Origin of the sequence: Microcoleus sp. PH2017_35_SFW_U_B (assembly GCF_020737865.1) — a bacterium.
GTDB lineage: Bacteria > Cyanobacteriota > Cyanobacteriia > Cyanobacteriales > Microcoleaceae > Microcoleus.
The window spans coordinates 14,528-27,645 of sequence record NZ_JAEQDE010000044.1; the positions used below are offsets into that span (position 1 = coordinate 14,528).

9 protein-coding genes are annotated in these 13,118 nt (G+C 46.1%); 6 read left to right on the forward strand and 3 right to left on the reverse strand.

Annotated features, from left to right (window positions below; genetic code table 11):
- The first annotated feature begins 100 nt into the window (after nt 1-100).
- Nucleotides 101-1,969 (forward strand): adenylate/guanylate cyclase domain-containing protein, encoded by a 1,869-nt coding sequence (locus JGK36_RS12525; protein ID WP_293190959.1) that lies wholly within the window; start codon nt 101-103, stop codon nt 1,967-1,969.
- Nucleotides 1,970-2,856: 887 nt separating this feature from the next.
- Here JGK36_RS12525 and JGK36_RS12530 read toward each other — a convergent pair.
- Complete coding sequence (locus JGK36_RS12530; RefSeq protein ID WP_293190961.1) at nt 2,857-4,386, reverse strand: YifB family Mg chelatase-like AAA ATPase; 1,530 nt, start codon at nt 4,384-4,386, stop codon at nt 2,857-2,859.
- Nucleotides 4,387-4,630: 244 nt separating this feature from the next.
- On the opposite strand from JGK36_RS12530, the gene JGK36_RS12535 reads away from it, so the two are divergent.
- The 3 genes from JGK36_RS12535 (at nt 4,631) to lnt (ending at nt 8,822) form a co-directional block, all read left to right on the forward strand.
- Nucleotides 4,631-4,978 carry a histidine triad nucleotide-binding protein gene (locus JGK36_RS12535; RefSeq protein WP_293180488.1) on the forward strand — a complete coding sequence of 116 codons (348 nt, stop codon included), beginning with the start codon at nt 4,631-4,633 and terminating at the stop codon, nt 4,976-4,978.
- A gap of 615 nt (nt 4,979-5,593) precedes the next feature.
- Complete coding sequence (psbA, locus tag JGK36_RS12540; protein WP_293180485.1) at nt 5,594-6,676, forward strand: photosystem II q(b) protein; 1,083 nt, start codon at nt 5,594-5,596, stop codon at nt 6,674-6,676.
- A gap of 454 nt (nt 6,677-7,130) precedes the next feature.
- On the forward strand, nt 7,131-8,822 hold the full coding sequence (gene lnt / locus JGK36_RS12545; RefSeq protein WP_293197049.1) for an apolipoprotein N-acyltransferase: 1,692 nt from the start codon (nt 7,131-7,133) through the stop codon (nt 8,820-8,822).
- A 312-nt stretch (nt 8,823-9,134) separates the two neighbouring features.
- Here lnt and JGK36_RS12550 read toward each other — a convergent pair whose 3' ends face one another.
- Nucleotides 9,135-10,040: a bestrophin family protein gene (locus JGK36_RS12550; protein ID WP_293197036.1), complete on the reverse strand. Its 906-nt coding sequence runs from the start codon at nt 10,038-10,040 to the stop codon at nt 9,135-9,137.
- Nucleotides 10,041-10,391: 351 nt separating this feature from the next.
- Here JGK36_RS12550 and recJ point away from each other — a divergent pair, with 351 nt between their 5' ends.
- Together recJ and JGK36_RS12560 are read left to right on the forward strand one after the other, a co-directional pair.
- Nucleotides 10,392-12,467: a single-stranded-DNA-specific exonuclease RecJ gene (recJ, locus tag JGK36_RS12555; protein WP_293180477.1), complete on the forward strand. Its 2,076-nt coding sequence runs from the start codon at nt 10,392-10,394 to the stop codon at nt 12,465-12,467.
- Nucleotides 12,468-12,814: 347 nt separating this feature from the next.
- Nucleotides 12,815-12,940, forward strand: coding sequence for a hypothetical protein (locus tag JGK36_RS12560; protein ID WP_293200952.1), 126 nt, complete (start codon nt 12,815-12,817; stop codon nt 12,938-12,940).
- Here the strand turns inward: JGK36_RS12560 and JGK36_RS12565 are convergent, their stop codons facing one another.
- Entirely contained in the window at nt 12,941-13,081 is a 141-nt protein-coding gene (locus tag JGK36_RS12565) for a photosystem II reaction center protein Ycf12 (RefSeq protein WP_293180474.1), read from the reverse strand.
- Nucleotides 13,082-13,118 lie beyond the last annotated feature (37 nt).

Genomic DNA, 13,118 nt, shown 5'->3' on the forward strand with positions numbered 1-13,118 from the left:
TGCTTGAGTTATCAGGGTTTTGAATTAACGGCACTGAGACGCCGAAATTAATCTCATTTGTGCGGTGTGCTCATCTGCTGCCCTTATTCGCTAGGCAATTATGCTGAAAAAACTACCTTTATCCTGGTCTCGCTACATTCCAGCCGGGTTGACACTTGTTTTGGGTGTCGGATTCTCGGCCCTGGCATTTGCCTTGGTTTGGGACTGGGAAGACAGGCGCCACGACTACGAAATGCACCGCCGCATCGACGATATTTCGATCGGCATTGAACGCCAACTCAACTCAGACTTAGACGCAGTTCTCGCCCTCAGCGACTACATGAAAGCGTTTAGCGTCGTCGAACGTTCTTCTTTTGCTCGGTTTGTCGGCCGTCCCCTATCCGTTCACCCCAGCCTGCAACTGCTGGCTTGGGCCCCCCGCGTTCCCAATTCCCAGCGCGCCAACTACGAAGCCCAAGCCAGAACCGAAACTGACTCCAGCTTCCAGATTACAGAGCGCGGCCCCCAGGGAGAACTCCGCAAGGCCGGCCAGCGTTCGGAATATTTCCCAGCTTTTTACGTCGAACCAACGGCGGGAAACGAGACAGCATTGGGATTTGACCTCACCTCCCACCCAGAAATTCGCGCTGCGATCGATCGCGCGCGGGATACTGGAGAAATGATTGTCACCAGCTACGACGGTCTAATTCAGCGCAATTCGCCGGAAGTGGGTCTTTTGGTAATAGTTCCGATTTACGAAAACAGCACTAAACCGACTACCCTGGAATCCCGCCGCCAACTGCTACAAGGATTTGTTCTGGGCGTATTTCAAGGCAAAGATATTTTCCAAACCTCTTTAAAAGGACGCAATACCGACTACCTCACCATTTATCTCGCCAGCGAGCCTCCAGACAAGCCAGAAGCACTGCCGTTGTTACCGCCAACGCCCGACCCCGTTCTGCAAAATCGGGCTGCTGACGGGCAAATTCCGCAATTTGCGGCTTTGTTCCAATCCTCCACCCAACAAGTGTTCACCGCATCGGCCGCTGCGAAAGTAACTCAAAGGTCAAACTGCCCGATTCTGGACAATCCAGGCCCGCAGTATGCAGCTTGCCAAAGGGTGCTGAAAATTAGCGGCAGCCAGTGGTCTTTATACGTGTCTGCAACGCCGGAAATTCGGAAGACTCGCAAGCACTGGCGTTCTTGGGGAACTCTGAGTATGGGGATGTTGTGGACTCTGCTGCCGGTGACATATATGCTGACAGCGTTGAGTCGCACCGCCCAAATCGAAAAGCTAGCCCGAGAAAGAATTCTCCAAACCGAACAGTTGCAGGCTGCTTACCAACAGTTGGAAGTGGAACAAGCGAAATCCGAGCAACTGTTGCTGAATGTTTTGCCGGCGGCGATCGTCCTGCGTTTGAAAGATAATGAACATAATATCGCCGAAAGTTTTGGGGAAGTAACGGTGATGTTTGCCGACATTGTGGGCTTTACAGAGCTTTCGTCGAGAATTTCAGCGACTGCGGTAGTGTCCGTGCTCAATGATATTTTTTCAGCTTTTGATCATTTAGCCGATCGCCACGGTTTGGAGAAAATTAAGACTATTGGTGATGCTTACATGGTTGTCGGCGGTTTACCTACTCCGCGAGAGGATCATGCCGAGGCGGTGGCGAATATGGCGATCGATATGCTACAAGAAATCCGGTTTCTGAGCTTAAATCATTCCGAACCATTCAGCATTCGGATCGGAATTAGCAGTGGCCCTGTAGTTGCCGGCGTCATCGGCTTAAAAAAGTTTATTTACGACCTTTGGGGCGACACAGTAAATATTGCTTCGCGCATGGAATCCCACGGGATTACCGGCTGCATTCAAGTCACCGCCGAAACCTACGAAATATTAAAGAATAAATACACTTTTCAGAAGCGAGGGGCGATTCAAGTTAAGGGCAAGGGATACATGGTTACTTATTTGTTGACTGGTCGTAAATAATAGCAATTTTCCAAATTTATTTTGTAGGGTGTGTCGTTATCGCTCGTACCCGAAAAAATCTAAAATCGAGCTAACGACGCACAGGCGAGAATATTTGAGGAAACAACTTGGACGTTCATTCCACTAAATAATTGTGTTGTAGCAATATTTGTTTGTGCTTGGTATATAGCCTTTTTCAGATAAATGAGGTATGTTGTTGGGCTTGGGCCCTCTTAGGAATGAGAATTAAATAACTTACAATCTTTATTATTCTTGTGGGATGGGCGTCCCGCCCGTCCTTTCTGGACGGGCGGGACGCCCATCCCACTTTCAAGAGTGTAAATTATTCAATTTGCGATCCTTAGTTTAGTTGTTATATAAGCTGTCAGTCATACCTCATCTTTTTGAGAAAGGCTATAATGCCAAGACCCACGCATATTCCAATAAGGTTGAGTTAAGATTTTTTTATGATTGCGAGCGAAAAGCCAAGCAATCAAGTGTGTCTATTTTTCACAGAGTTTTCTAAACCGGACTGTGTTAACTCAAGCTTATTTTTATATATCCAATTTAGTTGAGTAATATCAAATCCGGCAGCATCGGAATTATGAGAGTGCGAGCGTCTCGCTCGCGATCTATGCCACGAGCGAGACGCTCGCACTGATATCATCCAAATATATTATTCCGATGCAGCCGTAAATGATATAATATAGCATTTCGAGCGAAAGATGAGGTATGAATGAAATGGATTTTTTGATGCGAACTCGCTAAGTATATAATCACTATAAGAGGGCTGAAGCCCAACAACATACCTCACTTATCTGAGAAGGGTTATATCGACGTTCATTCTGTTATTTTAGATGAATTAATGTCTCATTTTCCCTACGCCCGATCGCAAATAGCAAATAATTCTACTGCATCCGATCGATCGTCCGATACTGCACCGCCTCCCCCACGTGATTAGTCTTCAAGCTGTCATCCCCCGACAAATCCGCAATAGTCCTAGCAACCTTCAAAATGCGATCGCTAGCCCGCGCCGAAAGCCCCAATTTCCGAATCGCCATCTCCAACAAATTCCGCGAAGCATCATCCAACTGACACCATTGGTTAATGTGGCTGCTTAGCATCTGCGCGTTACACCGCAAGCCAGCTTCTGACTGAAAACGGCGAGTCGCCATCTCTCGCGCCCGCTGCACCCTCACCCGCACCGGTTCCGACTCCTCCCCCGTCGCCTGTCTGGTAATTTCCTCAGGTTTCAAACGATTAACCGCCACTTGCAAATCAATCCGATCCATCAAAGGCCCCGAAAGTTTTGCCCAATATTGTTCCCTCTTTTGGGGCGAACAAGTACACTGTTGGATCGAGTCGCCATAGTAACCGCAAGCGCAAGGATTCGTACTAGCAACTAATGTAAATTGTGCCGGAAACATCACCGATTGTCTGGTTCTAGAAATCGTCACATAACCGTCTTCTAAAGGCTGTCGCAAAAACTCCAAAACATCTCTTTTAAATTCAGTTAATTCATCCAGAAAAAGTATGCCGCGATGTGCTAAGGAAATTTCACCCGGACGCGGAAAACTGCCCCCGCCAACGAGAGAAGGCCCGGATGCTGAATGGTGAGGACTGCGAAAAGGTCGATCGCTCACCAGCATACCCTTATCCTTCAACAAACCAGCCACCGAATGAATTTGAGTCACATCCAAAGCTTCATCAAAAGTCAGCGGTGGCAAAATACCCGGCAAACGTCTCGCCAGCATCGTCTTGCCGCTTCCTGGCGGCCCCACAAAAATCAAATTGTGTCCACCGGCAGCCGCAATTTCCAAAGCCCGCCGCGCGTGAATTTGCCCCTTTACGTCTTTTAAATCTAGACCCTGAAACCTAGTTTTTCCTAACTCTTCTCTACCGTTTACTTGTATCGGTGAATAAACTTGAGGATTGTTCAAAAAATCAGTAACTGCAAATATATTTTCAAAACCGTAAACAGATATTCCTTTTACTAAAGCCGCTTCCTTTGCATTGGCTGCTGGTACAATTAACCCCGAAATACCCATTTTGGCAGCAGCAGCGGCGATCGGCAAAACCCCCGCCACAGGCCGCAAACTCCCGTCCAAAGAGAGTTCCCCCAAAAACAAATAATCTCCCAACAGCTCGGCGCTGACCTGTTCGGATGCTGCTAAAATGCCAATGGCGATCGGCAAATCAAAACTCGGGCCTTCCTTACGCAAATCCGCCGGAGTCAAATTAATCACAATACTCCGCATCGGAAAACCATATCCCGAATTTTTGAGCGTAGCCTTAACCCTTTCTTTAGCCTCTTGCACCGCCGAATCCGGCAACCCCACAACCACAATTTTCGGCAGTCCCCCCGATACATCAGCCTCCACACCCACCTTTACCGCGTCAATTCCTACGATAGATGCACTCCAAACCCTCGCAAGCATTATTTTTTATCCTCAATTTGCCTGTCTTCGATCCATCATCTATTATGATTAACAATGACTAATGAATATCAGAAGAGGCAAGAAAAACTTTTCGTTGCCTCTTCCTTTTCTCCTCTTCTCTTCCTTCTCTCCTCCTGCCTCTTCCCCCTTCCTCCCTCCCCTTGTCCCCTCCGCCTTCCCCCTTCCCTGAAAATTTATCCGTTACATCCCGTACATTGCCCGTTGCCGAACTTCGTTAACACCCATGACAACCCAAGAAACGCTTTTCAGCAAAATCATCCGCAAAGAGATTCCCGCAGACATCGTTTATGAGGACGACTTAGCCCTCGCCTTCAGAGATATCAATCCGCAAGCGCCAGTCCACATCCTCGTCATTCCCAAAAAACCTATTCCCAAATTAGCCGATGCCGAATCGGGAGATCATGCCCTCATGGGACACCTGCTGCTGACTGTAAAACGGGTAGCCGAACAACTCGGACTCAGTAACGGCTATCGCGTCGTGATTAATACCGGCAATGACGGTGGCCAAACCGTAGATCACCTGCACCTTCACATTCTCGGCGGACGGCACATGAAGTGGCCCCCAGGCTAAAGGCTAATTTTTAGGCACAATTTACGAACTCATCCTCAGAAACCCGGTTTATGGCAATTGCAAAGCGCCTTATGAACCGGGTTTTTAGTTGATGAATCCGGTTGATTGCGGATTCTGGAGAATTTAGTGCGATCGCCACATCCGTGAGAACATAAATAACTTCTTGAATAGAGCCGATACTCCTCAAGCATCAATGATTTGATTCTCGTTCTACAACCGTCAACAGTCAACCGTCAACAGTCAACTGTCAACAGTCAATCCACCTAGGATATGTAAACAAATATTAAAATTCATCTGCTCAATCGCCAATTAAGATATGTTTAACTATAAAGAAGTTTGACCTCAACAAAAATAATTTGACTTAACTGCTGAACCAACCTACAGAATAAAGATTCAGCTCTTCTGCCCGCTTTATTTTAACCGTATTTATTCTGTAATATTACTTTGCAAACAGCCACAAAAATTCATCAAGAATCAAGTTATGTAAAGGATTATAAATTTATTCAAATATAAGCACTAATCCCTTTGCAAACTGTTGTGAATAGTGTTACTAATATAAGCGTGGAGATTTCCACAACAGAACGTTGAAAATTCAATTAAGCAATCATAAAACAAATGACAACAACCGTACAGCGTCGCGAAAGCGGCAACGTTTGGGAACGGTTCTGCGAGTGGGTAACTAGCACCGATAACCGGATTTATGTTGGTTGGTTTGGGACAATCATGATCCCAACTCTGCTGACCGCAACCACCTGCTACATCATTGCCTTTGTAGCAGCTCCTCCTGTGGATATTGACGGCATCCGCGAACCAGTTGCTGGTTCCTTGATGTTCGGCAATAACCTGATCAGTGGTGCTGTTGTTCCTTCGTCTAATGCGATCGGGCTTCACTTCTATCCCATCTGGGAAGCAGCCTCTTTAGACGAATGGTTGTACAACGGCGGCCCTTACCAGCTCGTCATTTTCCACTTCCTCATCGGCATTTTTTGCTACATGGGCCGCCAGTGGGAACTGAGCTATCGCTTAGGAATGCGTCCTTGGATCTGCGTAGCCTACTCTGCACCTGTGGCATCTGCTACCGCAGTATTTTTGATTTACCCGATCGGGCAAGGCAGCTTTTCTGACGGAATGCCCCTGGGTATCAGCGGCACATTCAACTTCATGATCGTGTTCCAAGCCGAGCACAACATCCTAATGCACCCCTTCCATATGTTGGGAGTTGCTGGTGTCTTCGGCGGTGCTTTGTTTTCTGCCATGCACGGTTCTTTAGTAACATCTTCTTTGGTTCGCGAGACAAGTGAAAGCGAATCGCTAAACTACGGTTACAAATTTGGTCAAGAAGAAGAAACCTACAACATCGTTGCAGCCCACGGCTACTTCGGTCGTTTGATCTTCCAATATGCAAGTTTTAACAACAGCCGTTCCTTGCACTTCTTATTAGGTGCGTGGCCAGTTGTCGGCATCTGGTTTACCGCTTTAGGTATTTCCACGATGGCGTTTAACCTCAACGGTTTCAACTTCAATCAATCGATTATCGACTCCCAAGGTCGCGTCATCAATACTTGGGCTGATGTCATCAACCGCGCCAACTTGGGTATGGAAGTTATGCACGAGCGCAACGCTCACAACTTCCCCCTCGACTTGGCCGCCGGTGCTGTCACCCCAGTAGCATTGGTTGCTCCTTCCATCAACGGCTAAATTTAGCTGTTGATTAATAAAAAGCGCTCTCTCCAAATGAGGGCGCTTTTTGTTTTGGAAAGCATAAATTAAGAGATTTATTTTTGATATTGTTTCCGCTACACTGACCAGAATCAAATTGGTTTGTAGTGAGGACTTTAGTCCTTTCTTGGATGCAGACTAAAGTCCTCACTACAAACCTTTATGATATGATATATTGATTAAGAATTATTATAGCCTTTATCAAAAAGGTGAGGTATGACTGACAGGTTATATAACCACTGAAACCAAGAGGGCTGAAGCCCAACAACGTACCTTATCTTTCTGAGAACCGCTATATATTTAATTGGTAATCATCAAAGTGGCGATATTTAAAAGACTTACATTTGAAAAACTCGCGGTTGAGAAATCTCAAATATTCGGCGGGGCGATCCTCTTCGAGGGCTTCGCTAACGCATTTTTCAGCGGCATTTTGATGGCATTGACAACAGCACCATTCAATGCTTGGCTATTGGCTTGGGTAGCATTAGCACCCCTGTGGGTTTTGGTTGTCAGTTATGAACGAGCAATAATCACAGAAAAAAAACAAAAAGTTCTTCCTTCTTTCCTATTCATTCTTCCTGCTTCCTTCTTCCTTCTTCCTGCTCTCTGGGGAATCGGCTATCACGGATTAGCCATATCTTGGATTATGGGAATACACCCAATGACTTGGTTGGGAGTTCCTTGGTGGCCCAGTTTGGCGATCGCACTTTTTTGCTGGGCATTCATCACCCTCTGGGGAGCCGGATTAGTCACTGTTTGGGCGTGGCTATTTATAATTCTCAACTCCCTCACTTTACCACGCAAAAATCCTCTTCTTATTCTTAACTCCCCCCCTTTACAAGGGGGGGCAGGGGGGGGTAGATCTAAATTATCAGGGTTGGCCCGCGTGTTAATTGGTACAGCTTTGTGGTGCGCCTTAGAAAGTATTTGGAGTATGGGTTCGCTGTGGTGGACATCACTATCATACACCCAAAGCCCGCACAACTTAGCCATATTGCACCTCGGTCAACTCTCCGGGCCCAGCGCAGTAACAGCGGCAATTGTAGCAGTAAATGGCTTAATTGCTGAAGCTTTTATCGCAGGAAGAAGGAAGAAGGAAGAGGGAAGTTCGGCAACGAGCAATGTACGGGATGTAACGGATGGGAGGAAGGAGGAGGGAAGAAAGAAGAAGGGAGAAGGAAGATGGAAGAAGTGGGTTGCTTATATTTTGCCTGCGGGTTTATTTTTAGTTTTGCATATTGTCGGCTGGAGTTTGTACAATCGCCCGTTAATTCAAGAGGCGGGAACAGGATTAAAAATTGGGATTATTCAAGGCAATATTCCTAACGAGATTAAGTTTGACTCAGGTGGTTGGCGGCGCGCTTTGGAAGGTTACACGGCTGGATATAAGGAGTTAGCTGACAGAGGAGTAGATGCTGTGTTGCTTCCAGAGACGGCTTTGCCTTTTATCTGGACAAACGAGTATCAACGTTCTACTCTTTCTTTTTACCAAGCGATTCTCCAACGCGGTGTTCTGGCTTGGGTTGGAGGATTCGGACAGGAAGGAGATAGCATGACTAATAGCTTATTGGCGATCGACAAAACAGGAGAAATTGTCAGCCGGTATGATAAACTCAAGCTAGTGCCCTTAGGCGAATACATCCCTTTTTACGAAATCTTAGGCGGCATTATTAATCGGCTGTCTCCCTTAGATACTCATTTAGTACCAGGGAACTCAAAACAATGGTTTAATACGCCGTTTGGCCACGCTATTGTCGGAATTTGTTACGATTCAGCGTTTGCTGAAGTTTTCCGATATCAGGCGGCAAATGGAGGTGAATTTATACTCACAGCTTCCAACAATGCCCATTACAAACCGCCAATGCTGGCTCAGCATCACGCTTTGGATGTGATGCGGGCCATTGAAACTGATAGATGGGCTGCGATCGCAACTAATACAGGTTATTCTGCTTTTGTAAATCCTCGCGGCGAGACGATTTGGAAGTCTGGAATTAATACCTATGAAGTCCGAGATGCTACTATTTATCGGCGGCAAACTCGGACTTTGTACGTGCGGTGGGGAGATTGGCTGACGCCTTTATTGTTGGTTTTAGCTGGGTTAATGTGGTTAATTGCTAGAAATTAACGTTAGGCGGAAGCTATAGCATTTCGATCTCCATATGAGGTACTCATGGGCATAGGGCATAGGGCATGAGTTACTGGTTATTGGTTATTAGAACGAACAAGAAACATAAGACAAATAAGCTCCGAGGCATTTAAATTGCACGTCCGAATAAAGTTAAACTTTTGTGGGGCGGGAATCCTGCCCGCCGTAAAAATACAATTTAAATGCACAAAAGCGTAACCAATCACCAATGACTAACGCTCGACAACCAATGACCAATAACCAATAACTAATAACCAATAACCAATAACCAATGACTAATCACTAATGACTTTAATGCTCTTTTGCCCGAGCATGAACGCTAGGAGATAAAGTAATTAAATCGTTGATATTGCGCTGCATAGTAGCACAAATATTATCCAAAGGCAAATCATTGGCATCGTGTCCAAAAGGATTTTCAATTTCAATGCCGATTTCTTCGATACCGAACAAAGCAAAACTAATTAAAGCTACCACAGGGCCTGTCCCCCAAGTTAACTCCTTCACCATTTGAAAAGGCAGTGCCAAGCAGTAAAGCAAGAGTAGCTGTTTGAGATGAATCGCGTAAGCAAGAGGCATCGGAGTTCTCAAAATCCGCTCGCAACCGCTCAAGGCCTCAATCATGTTATTTACTAACTGATTCATCGCAGTTAGCCGATAGACATCGAGGTTATTTGCCTCGTACTGTATCGTCAAATAATCCCCAATCCAAAAAGCAATTTCGAGGGGAGGATTGTTCATCTTTTTGAGATTCTCATACTGTTGGGGTAGTACGTAAGGCTCTATTTCTGAGCTAATTGGTTCTTGGCGCAAGTGCAATTTCATTGCTATGGCAAAAGCCACTAATAATCGCAAAGTAGACTTTTTTTTCGCTAAATCATCCGGTTCTCGATCGCTAATAGATACCCAGATTTGACGTGCCAAATTTCTGACTGCAATAATTAAGGTTCCCCAGCACCTCCGGCCTTCCCAAAATCGATCGTAAGCTGTATTTGTCCGAAACACTAACAATAAGCCGAGGACTATACTGGGAACAATGCTTGATAGGATGGGCAAGGATACTGGGAAGTTAAAAAAGTACAGTACCGAAATCAACAACCCAAAACTAGCGCACAGCATGACGCGGCGCCAAATGAAAAAAATGATCGACCCTTGAAACTGGAAGGCAACTTTAAACCAGGGCCGCTTTTCTGTAATCATCACAATCTCCTGTTAAAATAAAATCCAGCACTGGGGACTGTATGGGCGTGACAAATGCCTGCTAGACATTGTTTTCAGATGCGATCGCACTTTCACCGAATAGCAAGGGTTTGAAGCCCTTACTCAGGTCGGCAGATTGTGATAAGAACCGAGTTTAAATCTCCGTTATTATCACTTCGCTGTCAACTGTCAACTGTCAACTGTCAACTGTTCACCACGCTGCTTTTATCCGCACAACCTTCGGATTTTACCGAAAAAACTCATCTTTGCGATCGATCGCCAATCTAATATTGATTTCATTAGACACTTAATTAGGTAAGATTGGTTATGTATCTTTAGACCTCAGCTTCCGTGCCAGAGCTACCGACATCTGTACCCCCGCATTCTCCCCGATTGCCGAACCAACGGTGGCAAATTTATTCGCCTCAACCACAGCAAGCCGAACAGTTTGCCAATGAAATCGGTTTGTCATGCTTGCTAGCACAGGTACTTATTAATCGCGGTATCGATTCTCTCGAAGAAGTGCAAGGGTTTATCGAACCGGAATCTCTGGTTTTGCCGGCGCCACTGGATGAATTTCCCGATTTGGCTGCGAGTGTCAAATTGTTGCGGGAGGCGATTTCAACAGGGCAGAAAATTGCGATTTGTGGCGACTACGATGCTGACGGGATGACGAGCACGGCTTTGTTGCTGCGAGCTCTGAGGGCTTTGGGCGCGAATGTTGATTATGCGATTCCCAGCCGGATGCACGAAGGTTACGGGATTAACGATCGCATTGTAGAAGAATTTCATGCCGAAGGTGTGGCTCTGATTCTGACGGTAGACAACGGGATTGCAGCCTATGGCCCAGTTGCCAGAGCGCGAGAACTCGGTGTAAAAGTTATTATTACAGACCACCACGATTTGCCGCCAAAACTGCCCCCGGCTGATGCTATTCTCAACCCAAAATTAATTGCGGAATCTTCGCCCTATCGCGGTTTGGCTGGAGTAGGCGTTGCCTATGTTTTGGCGATTACTTTGGCTCAAGATTTGAAGAAAGTTGGCGGGTTGGTGAATCCGCTGCTGGAATTATTTACCTTGGGAACTATTGCAGATTTGGCGCCTCTGACAGGAGTTAACCGCCGCTGGGTAAAGCGGGGTTTGCGACTTTTGCCTCACTCGCAATTAGCCGGAGTTCAAGCTTTGATTCAGGTGGCGGGAGTGCAGCCTGCAAGTGCGGAAAATTTACCTCTTTTTAATTCAAAAACTCAAGCTAACAATACCTTAAAGCCTGAAGATATTGGTTTTCGGCTGGGCCCGCGGATTAATGCTGTGGGGCGGCTGGCTGACCCTCAAATTGTGATAGAGTTGCTGACAACGGACGATCGCGAATTGGCACTCAAAAACGCGATGCAGTGCGAACAAATCAATCAGCGCCGTCAGGAGTTGTGTCAGGAAATTGAGCAGGAAGCGATTGCTTGGTGCGAGAAAAGTGCGCTCAATTTACAGCAGGAACGAGTTTTAGTTGTCGTGCAGCCCGGTTGGCACCACGGGGTGATTGGGATTGTAGCATCTCGGTTGCTCGAACGTTACGGCGTACCCGTTTTTATCGGTACTTTTGAGGATGAGGGTGGCGAAACGGGTAATATCATCCGGGGTTCGGCGAGGGGAATTCCTGAATTTAATGTATTTGACGGGCTAAATTTTTGCGCTGATTTATTAACTAAATTTGGTGGACATAAGGCGGCTGGCGGTTTTTCGATGCCTGCCAAGAATCTCGAACAATTCCGCAAGCAACTGTCAATTTTTGCGAATCAATGTTTGCAGCCGGAACACCTCAAGCCGTTGGTTTCAGTAGATGTGCGAGCGGATTTGGCTGAGATTAATCTTGACCTTTACCGACAAATTGATGCTCTAGAACCTTGCGGGATTGAAAATAAGGCTCCTGTATTTTGGACGCCTAATGTTTGTATTACTGAACAAAAAATTGTTGGTAAGGGAGGTCATGTTAAACTAACTGCAACTCAAGATGAAAAAGGTTCGGCTAGTTTGAAGGGGATTGCGTGGCGTTGGGGCGAATATTTTCCGTTGCCTCGGCGGGTTGATATTGCGTACCGCTTGCGGGAAAATAGTTTTAATGGCAAGACTTCGGTTGAGTTGGAATTGTTGGGTGTCCGCTTAGTGGCCAGTGCTGCTAGTTCGAGGCCGTCGGTGTTTGGAAAAGTTGAGTTTGATTATTGCGATCGCACTTATTCTTGTAGTCTGTCTCCCGCCGGTTCTCAAGAGGAATTGAGAATTCGCAATTCTCAAGGGCAAGTTTTGGTTGTTGAACCTGGACAAAGCATGGGTTTGTTGGGTAACTCCCGCCAGGATGCTAGAGAAGTCGATGTATCTCTACCTTTTTTCGAGAATTTGATTCAAACGGCTAAACACGCCCTCGGTATTTGATCTTCAGTTGACAGTTGACAGTTGACAGTTGACAGCTACCTCTTCCGGTCAGTCCGAGGATTGAAGCAATGAATAGTCTTATTTTAATTTCTCCCTCACTCGTGTTCCGGCTTTCAACCAATTCTTTCTGGTAAACCTAATTCATCGGGGTGAAATTTAGGGAAAATTCGCCCGCACAAAAACAGGTACAAGCCCCCAACACGAAGGTTAGGATCGAATCGACAATTTGAGACCAAAATTCAACGTCGCAGATTTACTGCGCTGCAAGTCAATAGACAAGATTGCAAAAGTCCTTTTAATCAAATTTTGGGACGGGCTAGAAGCCCATCCCACAAGAAAAAAGATTTTTGTGGGATGGGCTTCTAGCCCGTCCTAACTATTCTCAAATTGACTTGAGTGGCGATCGAGCTTTGGGAATTTTGAATTTTAAATTATGCAAAACTCTCAACTATCGATCGCCAGCCGTGGTATAATTACAGGTCGCCGCCTTTAGCTGCCAACAGAAAAATCACGATCGGGCCAGAAAGCACGACTGCTGCCAGTAAAGCTACCTGAACAATAAGTTGCAAGTTTACAGGGCCTCCGCCGTTAAAAAGATCCGTTATAAAGTCCATGTGTCCTCCTGACTGTAGTGAGTAAGTCTAGATTGAT